We start from the raw sequence: 18,546 nt of genomic DNA on the forward strand, positions 1-18,546 counted from the left end.
GCCTTCGCTCAATGGACCTGACGCAGCTTCGCATCCGGCGCTTGGAGCTGGACGACACCCGCCTGCTGTTCACCCTGGTCAACGGCATCCGCATCGACGAGCCGATCCAGGCGCATCGGTTGTTGTTGAAGGCATCGCCGCCGCTGCGCGCGCAATGGCAGCTCACCGACGACGGCTTCGGGGTGAACTGGCCGGCAGTGGCGCCGCCCACGGCAGAGGGGCTGCTCAACATGCCCGAATTGCTGTGGCGCCGTCGCAGCGCACGGGTGCAAGCCAAACTGACCGCGCTGCGAGGACGCAGGGATGCCTTGTCGCCGGGCGAGCGCGAGCTCGTGGCATTGGCGCGGCTGGATGCGGACATGAGCGAGAGCGGCTATGCACGCTATTTCGACCGCTGGGATGCCGCCACCCGGCGTGACGCAGTGCAGGGACTGGGCGCGATGGGTGCGGCGCAGGCGCGCCAGGCGATCGAAGGCCTGGGCGCGGTGTTCGAACGCCTGGAAGAAGATCCCAACCTGCTCAGCATCGAAGACATCCTCGATGCGATGAGCGAGACCGACCGCCAGCGCGTGGAGGGTTGGGAAGAGGTCTACTACCGCCGCTCCGGCGAACTGGCCCGGCTGGGGCTGCATCACTACGGGATCGACAAGGCGTAAGGAGGCGGGCGCCCGCTGCCGGACAGGGCGCGGGCGTTGTGCAGTGACGCTGCAGGTGTTGCCAGGCGTATGCCTCCGCCCTCAGCTTGCAGACGCCGCCGCGTACCCGGGCAGATTCACTGGCTGCGCGGCAATGGTGGGCTGCGCCCACGCCGGCCCAATGGCAGGGACAGCGTAAAGGTGCAGCCCCTGCCGATCCCGGCACTGCTGGCGATGACGCTGCCGCCGTGCGCCTGGACGATCTGCCGGACCACCGCCAAGCCGATTCCCAGGCCTGCACCGTTGAATCCGATCGCATGACTGTCCTGCATGAACGGCTCGAAGATGCGCTGCAGCGCCTCGTTGCCGATGCCGATGCCGTTGTCGCTGACCACGATGATGGCGCGGCGTCCGTGCAGGTTCAGCTGCAGGGCGATGCTGCCGCCTTCAGGGGTGTACTTGGATGCGTTGTCCAGCAGGTTGCGCACCACTTGCGACAGGCGGACAGCGTCGCCATGCAACAGCGTCGGCTGCGGCGGCAAACGCAACGCGAACGCCTGCTCACGTGCGGTGAGCAGCGGCAGACACGCTGCCGCTGCCTCTTCGACAACCGCATGCAGATCGATGGATTGCTTGAGGATGCGCAGTTTCCCGGTGCGCACGCGCGACAGATCGAGCAGATCGCCGATCAGGCGTGTCATATGCTGCACCTCGTGCTCGATGATGTGCCGCATCCGCGGCAACTCCGCGCATGGCAAGCTGTTGAGCATCGAACTGGCGACCAGGATCGGGGTCAGCGGATTGCGCAATTCATGCGCGACGAAGGCGAGCATCTCGTTCTGTCGTTGCATCCCTTGCTTGGCGGCCGCATGCAGCTGCTGCGCACGCAGCGCGGCCAGGATCAAGGCGCTGTTGGCCTGACGCAGCGCGTCGTGCGGATCGTCCGGCAACAGCGGCGGATCTGCAGCGGCCGGCGCCGGATCGGCGTGCGCCAGGTCCACGGCGATGCAATCGCGGTAGAACATGAAACGCGCCGCGACATTGCGCTTGGCGCAGTACATCGCATCGTCGGCATGCTGCAGCAGTGTCATCCCGGTCTCGCCATCGTCCGGATACATGCTGATGCCGATGCTCGCGCCCAGGTGCAGTTCGTGCTTGCCGACCAAGCAGGGCGTATCCAGGCTTTGCACCAGCTGGCTGGTGATCGCGGCGGCCGCCGCGTGGCTGTCGACGCCGTCCAGCAACACCACGAATTCGTCGCCGCCATAGCGCGCCACGATGCCCGAGGGCGCCGCCGCAGCAGTGAGCCGTTGCGCGGCCAGACGCAGGAATTCGTCGCCGGTGCTGTGCCCGAACAGATCGTTGATGCGCTTGAAATCGTTCAGATCCACAAACAGCAGGGCGATACGCGTGCCCTGGTGCTGCGCGGCGACGATGGACTGTTCCAGCCGCTCGAAGAGCAGCGCGCGGTTCGGCAACTGGGTCAACGGATCCCGGTTGGCATTGTGCGCCGCTTCACGCAATGCGCGCACGTGATCGTCCAGCTTGCTGTGTGCCTGCAACGAGGACAGCACCAACTGCTCGTTGGCGGCCTGCAGATCGAGTTGCAGCGCAGACGGCAGTTGCCTCTTCAGATGCGTCAGGTCCCGATGCAGATGCCGCAGTTGCAGCCTGACGCTGCGTGTCTGCCGCCGCAGCTCCGACAGCTCGCGCCTGGCGAGGTCCGTGTCGGCGTTGCGGGGCGGCGGCTCCACGCTCATCTGCCGTCGGCGGCAGCCGGCTTGCGTGTGGATCTGCCGCTGAGCAGGCCTTCCTGCTGCTGCAGCGGCGCACCCAGATGCAGACCGGCCTGATCGATATGGAATTCGCGCAGCTCGTCCGAATGCGCGCTGGCCCGCACCTTGACCACCGCCAGGATGCGCCTTAGCCGGCTGTCCACTTCGACGTAGCGTTGCACGATGATGGCGTCGGTCATGAACGCCGTCCCGTAGGGGCTGAAGCGCAGATCGGTGTAACGGTCCTCCAGTTCGGAGGTCATCAATACGGTCACGCCGGTGCCGGCCAAGGCCACCACCAGGCGCGACAGCGATTCGCGGAAGTCCTCGCGGAAGGTGGGCGCCAGCGCCAGCTCGAATGCGGACAGCGAATCGATCACCACGCGCGTGGCGCCGAGTCGCGCGATCTCCTGCAGCAGCAGCGCCAGGGTCTCGTCGATCGACAGGTCCGGCGCGCGGCTGTCCACCACCCCCACCTGACCGCTGGCGATCACCGCCGACAGCGCCGGCATGCGCGAACGCGGGCCGTGCTGCTCGAAGCGCGCCAGCACCCCGGTTTCGCCATTGCGCACGCCTTCGATCAGGAAGGCCGCTGCCAGCAGGCTCTTGCCCGACCCGGACGGCCCGGCCACCAGCAGCGAATAGCCCTGCGGCAATCCGCCGCCGAGCATGGCATCGAGCCCGTCGATCCCCATGCCCAGACGTGGTGCCACGTGCGCCGGCAACGCGTCCTGGCGGCCGCCCACGCTGGGGATGGGTGCGAACACGCGCAGGCCCGCGCTGTCGATGCGGAAGCTGTGCAAGCCCGGCAGGGACGGCCTGCCGCGCATCTTCATGACCTCCAGCTTGCGCACCATCGAATTGCGCTGCACGCTCTGGCGCAGCCAGATCAGCCCGTCGGCCACCGTGAACACCGGGTTGGCATCGGTCTCCACGAAGTACTCGCCGATCAGGAAGGTGGTGGATTGCCAGCTGGTCATCAGCATGCCCAGCTGCTGCACGAAACGCTGCAGGTTGTTGTGCACGTTGCCGTCGGCATTGCTGGCCAGCACCACCGAACGGAACGAATCCACGAACACCATCGCCGGCCGATGCGCCTGCACCTCGGCGACGATGCGCAGCAGCACCTGGTCCAGATCGCCGGCCAGGGTTTCTTCGGACAGATTGATGAAATGGATCGCGCTGTTGATCGCCTCGGCATCGAAGAAGTCGAACTGCTGCTGGTAGCGCAGCATCTTCAAGGGCGGCTCGCCCAGCACGGTGAAATACAGTGCAGGACGCTCGGGCGTTGCCAGTGCAAACATCAGCTGATGCGCCAGCGTGGTCTTGCCACACCCGGGTGGGCCGGCGATGAGATTGAACGAAAACTCGGGCAATCCTCCACCCAGCACCTCGTCGAGCCCGGGTACGCCGGTCTGCAGGCAGTGGATGGCGACTTTGCTGCTCATGGAATGTCCTGCGCGGAAAGTCCGCTGGAAAAAGTGATCCAGACCGAGCGCAACAACCGCTCGGTCAGGGAGGGGCCGATCATGCTGACCAGCACCGCATGGAAGGTGTGCACGAAGGCAGCGCCGCCGGCAGCGGCCATCTCCGTACCCTGTTGACTCAGCACACCGCCGACGGTCTCGACAACGTTGCGGTCATCGGACGCCTCGACCGCAACGAAGGCCGCGTCCAACCAGGGAAAGTCGTCCTTGGTCAGAAATAGCGCACGCTTGAACAACGCTGCGACACCGCGCGGTCCAAGGATGGGAGTCAGCACCGTTTCGATTTGCTGCAACATCGCCACGACGGTGGACGCGATCGTCGATGCTTCAGCACCCGCAACGACCTGTCGTTCGAGAATCGCTACGGCTGCGGCTAGTGCAGGATGATCCATGCCTAAGCGCGCGCCTGCGTGAGTGTCGGACCACTGTATACCTTTCGCGCAGCCGCAACCCGGGGGGCTAATGGGGCACCTGCATGAGCCTGCTTGCCCACGCGTTGCGCGCGACAGCGGCAGTGCGCCATCGTGACGAGCACACGCAGCAGCGACCCGAACATCTTCGTGCGCGTCGTGCGGCTTGGGATGGCCGATCATGCCGATGGTCATGCCGCGCAACACACCGCAATGGCTGCCGGCCTGGAGCGAGTGACACCGGGTCACGGTGTTGGGCCGGCAAGAAGTCAGGCTGGGCAGCGCATCTACGCTGCCGGCACGTGCGATGCACCAGGCCGACGGCTCACCCTGCCGGTTCGAGAAGATAGGCCAACAGCAGCACGAGTGGTTCCTCGCCGGTCTGCTGCAGGGCATGGGTGCTGCCTGGGCGCGTCAGCAGCGCATCGCCTGCATCGACCTGGTAGTGCTTGCCATCCAGCGCGTACAGCCCACGCCCGCTGACGATGTAATAGATCTCGTCCTTGTCGTGCAGATGCAGGCCGATGCCGGCGCCTTTGTGCAGCACACGTTTGCGCAGCACGAACGGCAGCTGCGGTGCGTCGGCGAAGAACGGATACGCCGTGGTCGGCCCGGCACCGCCGTGTGGGCCGGGTTGCGGGCGTGCGAGATCGCGTTCGTGCACCACCAGCGAGGGATGCGCCTGCGCCGCGCGTTGGGCGGCGGTGTCGGCGGCTGCGCCGCAATCGGCATCGCGGCGCAGCTGTGGCGTGAGATCGGGTTGCAGCTGCACCCAGCCATGCACGACCAGGCACGCCACGGCGGAGGCGCCGGCGCGGCTGAAGTGGGTGCCGTCGGCCTTGCCTTGCTCGGGGACGAACAGGAAATACGGCCTGGCCGCCTGTTCGCCGAGGGCACGGATCCAGTCGCTGGAACTGGCATTGAGATCGATCAGGCCAACGTGTTCCTGCGTGGCGAGTTGCTGCATGGCCAGGGTGTAGCGGCCGTGGGTGTCGAGCAGCGCACCGAAGTCGTAGAGCAGACGTGCAGCAGGCGTGATCAGGATCGGCGTGGCGCCCTTGCCGCGCGCGGTGGCGATATAGCGGCGCAGGAACTGCTGATAGTCGCCTTGCGCATCGGTGTAGCGGCTGGGATCTTCGTGTTTGGCGTCGTTGTGGCCGAACTGGATCAGCAGGATGTCGCCGCGTTGCAGTTCGCCGGCGATGGCGTCCAGGCGCCCTTCGGCGATGAAGCTGCGGGTGCTGCGGCCGCCCTTGGCGTGATTGCGCACCTGCCATTGCGCCGGGTCGAACCACTCCTGCAGCACCTGGCCCCAGCCGGCCTGCGGGGCGCGCTCCGGGCCATACTCGGCGGCGGTGGAATCGCCGGCGATGAAGATGTGGTGGGATGCGGCGCGGGCGCTGTTTGCGCAGAGCAGCAGCAATGCGAACAGCAGCAGACGCATGGTGGGCTCCGGGAAAAATGCTGAGTGCGCGACGCTGTTTCCTTCTCCCATCGGGAGAAGGTGCCCGAAGGGCGGATGAGGGTACGGCGGCATAGAAAATGTTGGACGGCCGTACTGTCGTCTCAAGCCTTTCAAGCCTCCCCGTTCAGGCCAGCTGTCTTCCGCCTTACCCTCACCCCAACCCCTCTCCCGGCGGGAGAGGGGCTAAAACGCAGTGGCTAATTACGCCGCTGCTGCGGCGGCTTCGGGCTTGCCCAGCACGCCGGCGACGAAGGCGCGGATCTCGGCGTCCTGGGCATTGTCGAAGAAGCACTGCTGGAAACGCTCGCCGCCCACGGCCTGCTTGATCAGCTCCGGGTCGATGGCGCGCAGGCCTTCCAGGTAGGACTTGGCGGTGGCCTGCTTGAGCTGGGTCAGGATGCCGGCGTTGGCGGCCTGCGATTCGCGACGCTCGGCCGGGTAGCCCATGCCACGCTCGCCGCTGAAGGCCTTTTCGAAGATGTAGCGCACGTTGATTTCCGCGCCCCAGCCGTAGCCCTTGGCGAACGCCAGCGACAGCGCGTTGCCGTTGTTGACCTGGGCGAACAGGTAGGCGTCGGTCGGCTCGATGCAATAGCCGCAGAACACGCCCGGATGCGCATTGAGCGACATCATCGCGCCCTGGCCGGTGCCGCAGCCGGCGACGACGAAGTCCACGGCCTTGGAGTTCAGCAGCAGGCTGGCGACGATGCCCAGGTGGATGTAGGTCAGGCGGTGGTCGTTGTCGCCGTCCATGCCGACGTTGAAGACGCTGTGGCCCTGCTCGCCGGCGACGTCGTTGAGCTGCTGCAGGATCACCGGGTTCTTGCCGGCCTGACTGAACTCATTCATGAGTGCGATTTTCATGGGGATGCTCCGATTGGTTTGGGGACGTTGTTTTGAATGTGGAATGTGGTGACTGCGCGCGTCTGGGTGCTGTCTTGATTCGCTTTTCAGGTGCCTTATCCGTGAGGGATCAAGGCTCTGTAGAAACGTTGCCGGGTATGCAGCGCACGTTTGCCTGATGCGCGTGCTCGCCGGCCCTCATCGGCCCTTCGGGCACCTTCTCCCGGAGGGAGAAGGCACCGCGTGGGTTTGACTCAGCGTGCCAGCCAGCCGCCGTCGACCGGGATGATGGCGCCGTTGACGTAATCCGAGGCGCTGCTGGCCAGGAACACCGCGGTGCCGCCCAGGTCGGCCGGCACGCCCCAGCGCGCGGCCGGGATGCGGTCCAGGATGGCCTTGTTGCGGTCCTGGTCGGCACGCAGCTGGGCGGTGTTGTCGGTGGCCATGTAGCCGGGCGCGATGGCATTGGTGGTCACGCCCTTGCTGGCCCATTCGTTGGCCAGCAGGCGGGTGATGCCGGCGATGCCGGACTTGCTGGCGGTGTAGGACGGCACGCGGATGCCGCCCTGGAACGACAGCATCGAGGCGATGTTGATGATCTTGCCGCTGCCCTGGGCGATGAAATGGCGGCCGGCGGCCTGCGCCATGAAGAAGGCCGATTTCAGATTGACGTTCATCACGTCGTCCCAATCCTGCTCGCTGAAATCCACCGCGTCGGTGCGGCGGATCAGGCCGGCGTTGTTGACCAGGATGTCCAGGCGACCCAGGCCGTCCAGCGTTTCCTTGAGGATGCGCTCGACCGGTTCGACGCTGATCAGGTTGGCCTGGATGGCGATGAAGCGGCGGCCCAGGCCCTTGACCAGTTCTTCGGTCTCGGTCGGCGCCTGGATGCCGGCGGCGGCGATGTCGGCGCCGGCCTGCGCCAGTGCCAGCGCGATGCCCTGGCCCAGGCCCGTGTTGGCACCGGTGACCAGTGCGACCTTGCCTTCGAGACTGAACGGATTGCTCATTACCTTATCGCTCCTGCTGGATGTGCCACGTTGGATGAGTGCGTGCGTCCGCGCGATGCGCGGCCGCTGGCATGGGGTGGATCTGGCGCGTTGATCGGGCTGTCGCATCGACGCGGTGAGTGCGGTGCTGCCCGGCACGCATGGGGTTACTTGAGCTGGCAGATGTCCAGCACGTGCATGTCGGTGTAATCCAGGTTTTCGCCGCCCATCGCCCAGATGAAGGCGTAATTGCTGGTGCCGGCGCCCATGTGGATGGACCACGGCGGCGACACCACCGCTTCGTTGTTCTGGATCACGATGTGGCGCTGCGCGTCCGGCTCGCCCATGAAGTGATAGACGCGGTCGTTGGCGCCGAGATCGAAGTAGAAATACACCTCGCTGCGGCGGTCGTGCAGATGCGGCGGCATGGTGTTCCAGACGCTGCCCGGCTTGAGCACGGTCAGGCCCAGCAACAGCTGCGAGGACTGGCAGGTGGTCGGCACAATGTACTGGTAGATGGTGCGCTCGTTGCTGGTTTCCAGCGCGCCGCGCTCCAGCGCCACGGCGTCCTTGATCGACAGTTGCTTGGTCTCGAAGCGCGCATGCGCCGGTGTCGACGCCAGATAGAACCTGGCCGGGTTGGCGGCATCGTCCGAGGCGAAGCTGACTTCGGTACTGCCCATCGCCACGTACAGGCCGTCCTTCGGTCCGAGCGTGTAGACGGTGCCGTCCACGGTCACGCTGCCGGTCCCGGCGCCGACATTGAGGATGCCCAGCTCGCGGCGCTCCAGGAACGGATGGCCGGCGGCAGACGCGGGTTCGGTCTGCCTGGGCAGTTCCAGCGTGGTGCCGAGCGGTGCTGCGCCACCGAGCACGAAGCGCTCGTAGTGGGTGTACTTGAGCGTGACCGCATCGTCGACGAATAGGCCATCGAGCAGATAGAGCTCGCGCAGGTCGTCGTTGCTGGCGCCCTTGATGGCGTCGGGATGGGTGGCGTAGTGGGTCTTGCAGTACAGGGACATGCGCGATCTCCGGTGCCAAGCGCGGGGGGAATGGCTTGCACCGAGCCATTCTACCGGCTCTGGTTAACCGGTGTCATTGCGCAGTGCACGATAGCCGCGTGGCGGCTTGGGAATTCTTTCTCCCGTCGGGAGAAGGTGGCGCGTAGCGCCGGATGAGGGTGCGCCTCAGGCGATTGCCACTGCCTGCCATGATCAACGCGTCGCCACGCGCCGTCACAAGCGACTCGCCAGCGCCTTGCCTGGCATCCCCTTGCCCGGGCTTCGACCTCGCTCAATCTTCCGGCGGTTGGCAGGAGTCGCGCACGATCAGGTGCGGGCGCACGCTGGCGGTGGGTAGTTGCGGGGCGTTATCGGGCTGGATCAGCATCGCCGCGGCGGTGCGGCCGGTGTCGCGGGTGTGGCGGCGCACCGAGGTCAGCGGCGGCCACAGGCGGGAGGCCAGCGAGCTGTCGTCGTAGCCGATCACCGACAGCTGGCGCGGGATGTTGATGCCGGCGCGTAGCGCGACCTTGTAGATACCGGCCGCCATTTCGTCGTTACCGGTGAAGATGGCGGTGGGGCGTTTCTTGCCCAGCAGCAGTTTTTCGGCCGCGGCCACGCCCGATTCGAAGGTGTAGCCGGCTTCGACGATGCGCTCGGGCGGCAGTTCGATGCCGCGCCGGGTCAGCGCGTCGGCAAAGCCGGAGGTGCGCTCGATCGAGGAACGGTAGGCGCTGGGGCCGGTGACCAGGGCGATGTCGCGGTGGCCGAGCGAGAGCAGGTAGTCGGCGGCCTCGGCGGCGCCGTCGCGGTCGTGGGTGATCACCGTCTGCGAGGTGGTGTCCAGCGCGACCGAGGCGATGCGGGTGTAGCGGCAGCCGATCTCGGCCAGCATGTCGGCCAGCGCCTGGTCTTCGGAGGCGCGTGGGACCAGGATCACCCCGTGCAGCTTCTGCGCCTGGGCGAAGCGGCGCACGCCTTCGATGTAGCCGGGGCTGCGGCTGTCGCAGGGGTGTACCACCAGTTCGAAGCTGGAGCCGCGCAGCGCGTCCAGCGCGCCGTACTGCATGTCCACGATGTATTGCGCGGTGGGGTTGTCGTAGACCATGCCGATCAGGAACGAGCGCCGGAACGCCAGCCCGCGCGCGAGCGGGTCAGGGGCGTAGCCGACCTCGCGCATCAGCGCCTCGACCTTCTCGCGGGTGTCCTGCCGCACCAGCGGCGAGTTGTTGATGATCCGCGAGACGGTCTTCTTGGAGACTCCGGACATCCGGGCGATGTCGTTGATCGTGGCTACCTTGCCCTTCGGCAGGCCAGGCATTCCCTCTTCGGGCATCTTGCGGGCGGGCATAGCGGTCAACCGTTCGAGTTGAATGGATTCTACCGGCCAGCGGGCCGGCAAGCCTTCGCAGGCCTGCCGATGTCCCGCATCCGCAGCATCGAGGCAGGCTGCGGCCGGGTGTGCCGCAGCCTGCCTGGCAGTGCGGAACGGTCAGTCCAGGGCGCGGTAGCGGAAGTTGCGGAACTCCACCTGGCCCTGTCCGGCGGCATACAGCGCCGGTTTCAGTGCCAGGAACTTGCCGGCCACGTTGTGGTGATAGCCGGACACTTCCATCTGCACCGGGTACTTGGTCCAGGTGGTGCCGTCGGTGCTGCTGTGGATGGTGACGATATGGCGGTTGTTGGTGACGCGCAGCCACAGCGCACCGCCCTTGGCACTGGGCGCCAGCCTGGCCGGGCGTTCCTCGCCGTAGCGGTGCATGACGAAGTTCTCGCCATTGCTGCCCACGCCGGCGTAGAGCTTGTCGCTGTAGAACAGCAGCGCCCCGCCCTGCCCGCCCGGCGCGACGGTCATCTGCACCTCGAACTGGTAGGCCTGGTCGGGCGCGATCACCGTCAGTGGCGAGGCATCGCGCGGCGCGCTGCCCTTGCCCTGCAGGCGCAGTACGCCATCGCCGACCTGCAGGCGCTTGGCCTCGTCGGCGGCGGGGTTGAAGAACGCCCATTGCGGGCCCAGCGTGCTGGCGCGGAAGTCGTCCGACAACGCCAGCCCGTGCGGCAAGGCCTGCCCGCTGGGCTTTTTCAGCGGCGTGCCCAGGTCGCCGCCCTTGGCGACGAACCAGCCGTCCGGGGTCCATTCGATCGGGTCCAGCAAGGCCTGCCGGCCCAGCGTCCAGTAGCCGTGCTCGTAGCCGTGATAGAGCATCCACCAGCGTTGGTCGGTGCCTTCCACCAGGGTGGCGTGGCCGCGCGACCACCACGGCTCGTCGGCGCTCTTGGTGCGGGTGATCGGGTTGTTGGGCGCGTTCTGCCAGGGGCCGTGGATCGAGCGCGAACGCGCGGTGATCACCATGTGCCCGGTCGGCGGGCCGGCGGTGCCGCCGACAGCGGTGGTCATGTAGTACCAGCCGTTGTGGCGGGTGATCTTGGGGCCTTCCTGCGCGTAGCCTTCCACGTCCCAGCTTTCCGGGTATTTCCAGCCGTCGTAGACGTGTTTGGGGGTGCCGACCACCTTGAGGCCGTCGTCGGAGAGCTGCACGTAATCGCCGCCGCTCAGGAACAGGTAGCGCTTGCCGTCCTCGCCCACCGCATGGCCGGGGTCGATGTACTTGCCCAGGCCGATGTCGATCGGCGCGCTCCACGGGCCGGTGATGTCGTCGGCCCAGACCACGAAGTTGCTGCGCTCGCCCTGGTCGCCGCGGCGCGCCGGGAAGTAGATGTAGTAGCGCTTGCCGTGCTTGATCAGGTCCGGCGCCCAGATCGCGCCAACGTTCTGGGTGATGGCATGGCCCAGCGGCCGCCAGTTGACCAGATCGCGCGAATGCCAGATCGGCAGGCCCGGATAGGCATCGAACGAGGACAGCGTGAGGTAGTAGTCCTGCCCGTCCTTGAGCACCGACGGGTCGGGGTGATCGCCGGCCAGCACCGGGTTGAGGAAGGTGCCGTCGCCCTGGTCGGCGATGCGCTGGTGTTCGATGCCGCGCTTCCAGTCGGCCGCGGCAGCGAGCCCGGCACACAGCAGCAGGCCGCCGGCCAGCAGCCAACGCAAACGGGTTGAAGCGATACGCACACGCATGCTTGCTCCTAGTCCCCGCTCGGCGGGGCGATACGACGGCCAGCGCCTGGAGCGTCGGCCGCCTGGATGAGGGCGGAACTACCTTCCAGCAGCCACGCTGCGCAGCGCGCCGGTAACGTCGGCCGGCGTTTGTCGGGCGAGGCGCGGCGCGCGGACATCGCATTGCACGCGCCGTGCAGGCCGCTGCCACGCACCGACGACGCCCGCCCGACGGACGCAGTCGGGATCGCGGGCACTTACGCGCGCAGCGCGCGTGGCAACCACAGCGACAGTTCGGGGAAGAACGCCACGATCAGCAGCACGCACAGGGCCGCCAGCCAGAACGGCCAGATGGTGCGCATGCTCTGGGCGATGGTGATCTGCCCGATCGAGGTGCCGATGAACAGCACCGAGCCGATCGGCGGGGTGATCAGGCCGATGCCGCCGGCCAACACCATCACCAGACCGAAATGGATCGGGTCGATGCCGTAGGCCTTGACCACCGGCAGGAAGATCGGCGTGCAGATCAGGATCTTCGGCGCCAGGTCCATGAACATGCCCAACAGCAACAGCATCACCACGATCATCAACAGCACCGTGTTCTTGCTGTCGGCGATGGCCTGCAGGAACTTCACCGCCGCCGCCGGCACCTGCAGATAGGCCAGCAACCAGCCGAACACCGCCGCGGTGGCGATCACGAACAGGATCACGCCGGTGGTGCGCGCCGCATGCGTCACCGCGGCGAAGAACTCGGCCCAGCGCAGCTGCCGATACAGCAGCGCGGTGACGATCAAGGCGTACACCACCGCGATCGCCGCGCTCTCCACCGCGGTGAAGATGCCGGCACGGATACCGATGAAGATCAACGCCACCAGCCCCAGGCCCGGCAACGCGCCGATCAGGCGCAGCGCCACTGCGCGCCAGCCGGGGAACGGCTCGGTGCCGTAGCCGCGGTGGCGCGCCACCGCATAGCCGGTGACCATCATCGCCGCGGTCATCAACAGCGCCGGGAAGATGCCGGCCGCGAACAGATCGGCGATCGACAGCCCGCCACCGGCCGCGGCCGAGAACAGGATCAGGTTGTGCGAGGGCGGCACCAACAACGCCACCAGCGCGGCGGTCATGCTCACATTGACCGCGTAGTCGCGGTCGTAACCGCGCTTGATCATCTGCGGGATCATGGTGCCGCCGACCGCCGAGACGTCGGCGATCGCCGAGCCGGACACGCCGCCGAAGAACAGCGACGACAGCACGCTGACCTGGCCCAGGCCGCCACGCACGCGCCCCACCAGCGAGGAGGCCAGCGCGATCAGGCGTTCGGAGATACCGCCGCGCAGCATCAACTCGCCGGCGAAGATGAACAGCGGGATGGCGATCAGCGAGGCCGAGCCGCTGCCGGCGGAAATCTGCTGCACCAGCACCACCGTGGGCAGGTCCAGATACAGCAGCGTGGCCAGTGCGGCCGCGCCCAGCGCATACGCCACCGGCACGCCGATCAGCAGCAGCACCACGAAGGTTCCCAGCAACATCGCGATGCCCATCAGCGCACTCCTCCGGCCTGGATCGGGCGCAGCACACGCCACAGCTTGTACAAGGCAAAGATCACCATCAGCGCACCGCCGATCGACAGCGGCAGGTAGTTGATGCTTTGCGGCATCTGCGCGCCGGCCATCTTGATATCCAGGCCATCGAGCAGCAGCGCCGCGCTCCACCACGCCAGCACCGCACCGATGGACATGATCATCAACGGGCGGATCAGGTCGAACACCCTGCGCACCAGCGGCGGCACGTGTTCGCCCAGCAGGTAGAAGCCGAAGTGGCGGTTGGTATGCACGCCGGCAGCCGCGCCCAGGCTCAGCGCGGTGCTGAGCAACAGCAGCGTCACCGGCTCGGTCCAGCTGGGCGAGTCGTTGAGCACGTAGCGGGTGAACACCTGCCAGCCCTGCACGACCACCAGGCCCAGCAGCGCGATGGACGCCACGCCAACGGCGGTATCGGAAACGCGGTCCAGCGCGCGCTGCAACGGCGCGACCGGGACGGCGACGGTCTCGGGTTCGGTCATCGGGTCACCTCTATGCAAAGTCGCGGATGCGGCGGTACAGCGCTTCGATCTCCGGCTGCTTGCGGTACTCGGCCAGCAGCGGCGCGGCGGCGGCGCGGAACGCCGGCATGTCGACCTGATTGAGCTGCACGCCGTAATCGATCACCTGCTTGCGCGCGACGGTTTCCGACGCGTCCCACAGCTGGCGCATCACCGGTACCGAGGCGCGTGCCAGTTCCACCACCAGGGCGCGATCGTTCGGGCGCAGCGATTCGAAACTTCGCCGCGACATCACCAGGATGTCCGGCGCATAGGAATGCTCGCTCTGCGACCAGTAATGCGCGGCTTCAAAGTGCCGGCTGGACTGGAAGCTGCGCATGTTGTTTTCCGCACCGTCGATCATGTGCGTTTCCATCGCCGAGAACGTCTCGCCCAGCGACATCGGGGTGGGATTGGCACCCAGCATGCGCATCAGCTTGAGGAAGATGTCCGACGAGGCCACGCGCAGTTTCAGGCCCTTGAGATCCTCCGGGCGGTGCAGCGGGTGCTTGGTGTTGTAGAAGCAACGCGCGCCGGAGTCGTAGATCGCCAGGCCCACCAGGTCGCGCTGCTCGAAGCTGCGCAACACGCTGTCGCCGACATGGCCGTCGATGGCGCGGCGCAGATGCGGCACCGAGTCGAACACGTACGGCAGGCACAGCGCCTGGGTCAGCGGAAAGGTGTTGTTCAACGCGCCCGAGTACACCCGGGTGATGTCGATGGCGCCGAAGCGCGCCATGTCGATCGCCTCGGACTCGCGGCCCAGCTGGCCGGAGTGGTACTGGCGCAGCTTGAGCCGGCCGTTGCTGCGTTGCTCCAGCTGCTTGCCGAACCACCGCACCGCCTCCACGGTGGGGTAGTCGCCGACATGCACGTCGGTGGCGGTCAGCAGCTGCCCGCCGGGGATCGGCGTGGTGGCACCCGCGCCCAGCCAGGGGGCGGCCGCGGCGGCACCGAGCCCGGCACCGAGGAAATGTCTGCGTGTGATCATTGGCGCCCTCCCAAGCGTCTGGTCACTGGGTCCGGCGTTACTTGGCGGACACAGCCGTACAGGAAATGTCGCCGATGCCGGCGAAGCGAATCAGCGCATGCTGTCCCACTTCGATGTCATGGATACCGGTGGCATTGCCCGTGGCGATGAGATCACCGCGCTTGAGCGGACGCCCGCGCCGGGCCGAACGACTGAGCGCAAATGCGTAGGCGGCGCGCAATCCGCCCGGCAGCGTGGTGGCCCCGCCGGTGCCGACGAGCTGGTCGTCGATCAGGGTTTCGGCGGTCAGCGCGGCTTCGTCGCGCGCCAGCCAATCGCTCACTTCCGGGCCCAGGATCAGGCCATTGTTGTTGCCGAAGTCGGAGATCACCACGCGCGGGCCCAGCGTGTTGATGGTCGCCAGCGGACTGCTGGCGATTTCCACGCCGATGAACAGCGTGGCCGGCAGCTGCGCCGCCTGCTCCGGGGTGAAGTGGGTCTGCTCGGCCGGCGCGTCGGCGTCCAGGCGCAGCACGTACTCGGCCTCGACCGCACCGAAGCCGCCTTCGTAGATCGGGAATTTGGTTGTTCCACCGGTAGCATTCCAGAGCTTGTGCGAGAAGATCGGGCCCAGCAGGCGCTCGTCGCCCGATGCATCGCGGCGCTCGGCGGCGATATAGCCCACCTTCCAGCCGACCACCTGGTCATCCCACTGGCTGATGGCGATATCCTGGACCTGGTAGGCGGTGAGCAGATCGTCGGGGATCTGCCCTGGAAAGTCCGGCAGCGATGCCCCTGCACGGCGTGCCTCCACAAAGCGCTGGGCGATCTGCGACAGCGAGGATGTGGCGGATGGTGGGGTGGCGGCGTCGTTGCTCAAGGGTGTCTCCCTGATAGGTGTTTTTGTTGCACTGCCAATCGACAGCGGCACGGTGTGCTGTATATGGTAAACCGGTGTCATTGGCAATGTGCAGTGCGGCAAAACCGGCCGCAACAACGCAGCAACCCTGGGAGGGGTGGATGGAACAGACAAGCCAGATGCGCGCTCTTGCCGCGTTCTCGAAGGTCATGCGCCGGTGCATGACGGTGGTGGTGATGGGATCGCTGCTGGCCGGGCCGGCACTGGCCGCCGAAGTGCCCGGCGCCGATACCGCTGCCGAGCAGGCCAGCCGGATCCCGCTGTGGCCCAAGGGAGTTGCACCGGGAGACAAGGCGCTCAAAGAGCCACAGCGCATCGTCCAACGCAGCAGCGACCCTGCCCTGCCCGATCGCTACATCCAGCAGATCAGCACGCCTTACCTGGTGGTCTACCGGCCCAGGCGGCCGAACGGCACCGCGCTGTTGGTCACTCCCGGCGGCGGCTACCAGCGCATCGTGCTCGACAACGAGGGCAGCGCATTGGTGCCGAGCTTCGTCGACCAGGCCGGCATCACCCTGTTCGTGCTGCGCTACCGCTTGCCTGACGAAGGGCATCCGAACGGCGCCGACGTGCCGCTGGCCGATGCACAGCGCGCGCTGCGGCTGATCCGCGCCAACGCCGCCCGCTACGGCATCGACCGCCAGCGGGTCGGGGTGATGGGCTTCTCGGCCGGCGGCCATGTCGCCGCCAGCCTGGGCACCCGCTACGCCGCGCAGGTCTACCCCAAGGTGGATGCGGCCGATGCACTGAGCGCGCGGCCGGATTTTGCGCTGCTGATCTACCCGGTCATCGACATGGACAGCGCCAACGCGCACCCCGGCTCGCGCGAGCGCCTGCTCGGCAGCAGTCCCAGCGATGCGCAGGTGCGCGCGTATTCGCCGCAACTGCATGTGGATGCACGCACCCCGCCCAGCTTTCTGCTGCATGCGCAGGACGACACCGTGGTATCGGTGCGCAACAGCCTGCTGATGCACGACGCGCTGCTGCGCGCCGGTGTGCCGAGCGAGCTGCACGTCTTCCCGCAGGGCGGCCATGGCTTCGGCACCGCCAGCGGCAGCGGCCTGACCGTGGCCGCCTGGCCGCAGCTGGCGCAGGCCTGGATCGCGCATGTCGCCAAGGCGCAGCCGCCGGCACCTGCATCGGGACCGGCGCAGGACACGGCGCGATGACAGCGCCGTCCACGCCCGACGCGCGCCGACGTACGCTGCTGCGTGGCGGCCTGCTTGTCACTGCCGCGGCAGCACTCCCCGGCTTTGCTGGCGCCGCCGCACCCCCGCCGCCACGCGACGACAGCGCGCCGCTGGCGCGCGTGCGTGGCGGCGCCTTGCGCGGTTATCGCGACCAGGGCATCTGCGTGTTCAAGGGCATCCCCTATGGCGGCGACACTGCCACGCGGCGCTTCCAGGCAGCGCTGCCGGAAAGCCCGTGGCAGCACGTGCGCGAGGCCAGCGCCTATGCTGCGGCGGCGCCGCAGCTCAAGGCCAGCGAGCCCACCAGCGAGGACTGCCTGTTCCTCAACGTATGGACGCCGGGCCTGCGCGATGGCGGCAAGCGCCCGATCCTGTTCTACATCCACGGCGGCGGCTACACCACCGGCTCCGGCAGCGACCCGCTGTACGACGGCGTGCGCCTGTGCAAACGCGGCGATGTGGTGGTGATCACCGTCAATCACCGGCTCAACCTGTTTGGCTACCTGTCGCTGGCGCAGCTGGGCGATGCCGGCTTTGCCGACTCCGGCAATGCCGGGCAGCTGGACCTGATCCAGGCACTGCAGTGGGTGCGCCAGCACGCCGGCGAGTTCGGCGGCGACGCCGGCAATGTCACCGTGTTCGGCCAGTCCGGTGGCGGCGCCAAGATCGCCACCCTGATGGCGATGCCGGCCGCACGCGGCCTGTTCCACCGCGCCTGGACCATGAGCGGGCAGCAGGTCACCGTGGCCGGCCCGCGTGCGGCCACGCAGCGTGCGCAGTTGCTGCTGGATGCATTGAAACTTGCGCCTGGCGCGCTTGCGCGCATCCGCACGCTGCCGGTTGCGCAGCTGCTGGCTGCCGCGCAGCTGCGCGACCCCTCGCGGGTGGAAAACAGCGCGCTGTACTTCGGCCCGGTACTGGATGCACGCAATGTGCCGGTGCATCCGTTCTGGCCGACCGCACCACTGCAATCGGCCAGGATTCCGCTGGTGATCGGCAACACCCGCGACGAGACCCGCGCGTTTCTCGGCAACGACGCGAAGAACTTCACATTGAGCTGGGACGAGCTGCCGGCCAGGCTGGAAAGCCAGCAGTACGTCGACCTGCTGCCGCAGGTGGTGATTGCCGAATATCGCCGGCTGTATCCGCACTACTCGCCTTCGGACGTGTTCTTTGCCGCCACCACGGCGGGCCGCTCGTGGCGCGGTGCGGTCGAGGAGGCCGAAGCGCGCGCACGCCAGGGCGCACCGACCTGGGTGTGTCAGCTGGACTGGGGCTCGCCGCTGGAGGGCGGCAAGTTCGGCGCCTTCCACACGCTGGATATCCCGCTGGTCTTCGACACCATTGCGCAGCCCGGCTCGCGCACCGGCGACGGCGCCGCTGCGCAGCGCATGGCCGAGCAGATGAGCGAGGCGCTGCTCGCCTTCGCACGCCATGGCGACCCGAATCATCGCGGCCTGCCGCGCTGGCGCCAGTACTCGCTGCAGCACCGCGACACGTTGCTGTTCGATGTGCCGAGCCGGATGGCCAACGACCCGCGCGGCGGCGAACGGCGGCTCTACCAGCAGGCGCCCTTCGTCCAACGCGGTACGTTCTGAGCGCTTTCGTTGCGGCGGGGCGATCAGCACGTGGCCTGCGGTCGCCACACCTGTACGAACGTCCCAGACCGGGAGGTCTGCGCAGGACACGCCAATTCCGCAGCGCTGGCCGCCCCCATCCGGCGAGCG

The 18,546-nt window shown here is 67.3% G+C and carries 16 protein-coding genes; 3 read left to right on the top strand and 13 right to left on the bottom strand.

The features are described 5' to 3' along the window. Positions 1-11: 11 nt before the first annotated feature. On the top strand, positions 12-656 hold the full coding sequence (locus FHT09_RS15780; RefSeq protein WP_104606663.1) for a DUF4375 domain-containing protein: 645 nt from the start codon (positions 12-14) through the stop codon (positions 654-656). A gap of 116 nt (positions 657-772) precedes the next feature. Here the strand turns inward: FHT09_RS15780 and FHT09_RS15785 are convergent, their stop codons facing one another. From FHT09_RS15785 to FHT09_RS15845, 13 genes are all read right to left on the bottom strand, one after another. Continuing rightward, positions 773-2,389 (bottom strand): diguanylate cyclase, encoded by a 1,617-nt coding sequence (locus FHT09_RS15785; protein ID WP_258077243.1) that lies wholly within the window; start codon positions 2,387-2,389, stop codon positions 773-775. Between the two features lie 2 nt (positions 2,390-2,391). Next, on the bottom strand, positions 2,392-3,858 hold the full coding sequence (locus FHT09_RS15790; RefSeq protein WP_104606661.1) for an ATPase domain-containing protein: 1,467 nt from the start codon (positions 3,856-3,858) through the stop codon (positions 2,392-2,394). Continuing rightward, entirely contained in the window at positions 3,855-4,289 is a 435-nt protein-coding gene (locus FHT09_RS15795; RefSeq protein WP_104606660.1) for a hypothetical protein, read from the bottom strand. Before FHT09_RS15795 ends, FHT09_RS15790 begins: the two co-directional genes overlap by 4 nt. A 343-nt stretch (positions 4,290-4,632) precedes the next feature. Continuing rightward, a complete protein-coding gene (locus tag FHT09_RS15800) occupies positions 4,633-5,751 on the bottom strand; it encodes a GDSL-type esterase/lipase family protein (protein ID WP_104606659.1) in 1,119 nt (372 codons plus the stop codon). Between the two features lie 222 nt (positions 5,752-5,973). Further along, the gene (locus FHT09_RS15805) at positions 5,974-6,636 is read right to left on the bottom strand and encodes an RpiB/LacA/LacB family sugar-phosphate isomerase (RefSeq protein ID WP_104606658.1); all 663 of its coding nucleotides are present in this window, start codon (positions 6,634-6,636) and stop codon (positions 5,974-5,976) included. A gap of 233 nt (positions 6,637-6,869) precedes the next feature. Next, positions 6,870-7,625, bottom strand: coding sequence for a 2-dehydro-3-deoxy-D-gluconate 5-dehydrogenase KduD (kduD, locus tag FHT09_RS15810; RefSeq protein ID WP_054592011.1), 756 nt, complete (start codon positions 7,623-7,625; stop codon positions 6,870-6,872). A gap of 146 nt (positions 7,626-7,771) precedes the next feature. Further along, positions 7,772-8,626 carry a 5-dehydro-4-deoxy-D-glucuronate isomerase gene (gene kduI / locus FHT09_RS15815; RefSeq protein WP_104606657.1) on the bottom strand — a complete coding sequence of 285 codons (855 nt, stop codon included), beginning with the start codon at positions 8,624-8,626 and terminating at the stop codon, positions 7,772-7,774. Positions 8,627-8,897: 271 nt separating this feature from the next. Beyond that, on the bottom strand, positions 8,898-9,956 hold the full coding sequence (locus FHT09_RS15820; protein WP_181109262.1) for a LacI family DNA-binding transcriptional regulator: 1,059 nt from the start codon (positions 9,954-9,956) through the stop codon (positions 8,898-8,900). A gap of 141 nt (positions 9,957-10,097) precedes the next feature. Then, positions 10,098-11,681: a family 43 glycosylhydrolase gene (locus tag FHT09_RS15825; RefSeq protein WP_104606656.1), complete on the bottom strand. Its 1,584-nt coding sequence runs from the start codon at positions 11,679-11,681 to the stop codon at positions 10,098-10,100. Positions 11,682-11,917: 236 nt separating this feature from the next. After that, positions 11,918-13,201, bottom strand: coding sequence for a TRAP transporter large permease (locus FHT09_RS15830; protein WP_104535644.1), 1,284 nt, complete (start codon positions 13,199-13,201; stop codon positions 11,918-11,920). After that, on the bottom strand, positions 13,201-13,722 hold the full coding sequence (locus FHT09_RS15835; protein ID WP_016901233.1) for a TRAP transporter small permease: 522 nt from the start codon (positions 13,720-13,722) through the stop codon (positions 13,201-13,203). The genes FHT09_RS15830 and FHT09_RS15835 overlap by 1 nt, the downstream gene beginning before the upstream one ends. A gap of 10 nt (positions 13,723-13,732) precedes the next feature. Then, the gene (locus tag FHT09_RS15840) at positions 13,733-14,731 is read right to left on the bottom strand and encodes a TRAP transporter substrate-binding protein (protein WP_104606655.1); all 999 of its coding nucleotides are present in this window, start codon (positions 14,729-14,731) and stop codon (positions 13,733-13,735) included. A gap of 37 nt (positions 14,732-14,768) precedes the next feature. Next, positions 14,769-15,590 (bottom strand): 2-keto-4-pentenoate hydratase, encoded by an 822-nt coding sequence (locus FHT09_RS15845; protein ID WP_104606654.1) that lies wholly within the window; start codon positions 15,588-15,590, stop codon positions 14,769-14,771. Between the two features lie 140 nt (positions 15,591-15,730). On the opposite strand from FHT09_RS15845, the gene FHT09_RS15850 reads away from it, so the two are divergent. Beyond that, positions 15,731-16,798: an alpha/beta hydrolase gene (locus tag FHT09_RS15850; protein WP_104606653.1), complete on the top strand. Its 1,068-nt coding sequence runs from the start codon at positions 15,731-15,733 to the stop codon at positions 16,796-16,798. Continuing rightward, positions 16,795-18,417, top strand: coding sequence for a carboxylesterase family protein (locus FHT09_RS15855; RefSeq protein ID WP_104606652.1), 1,623 nt, complete (start codon positions 16,795-16,797; stop codon positions 18,415-18,417). Before FHT09_RS15850 ends, FHT09_RS15855 begins: the two co-directional genes overlap by 4 nt. Positions 18,418-18,546: the final 129 nt, after the last annotated feature.

The organism is Xanthomonas sp. CFBP 8152, assembly GCF_014199025.1.
In the GTDB taxonomy this organism is placed as follows: Bacteria; Pseudomonadota; Gammaproteobacteria; order Xanthomonadales; family Xanthomonadaceae; genus Xanthomonas; species Xanthomonas arboricola_B.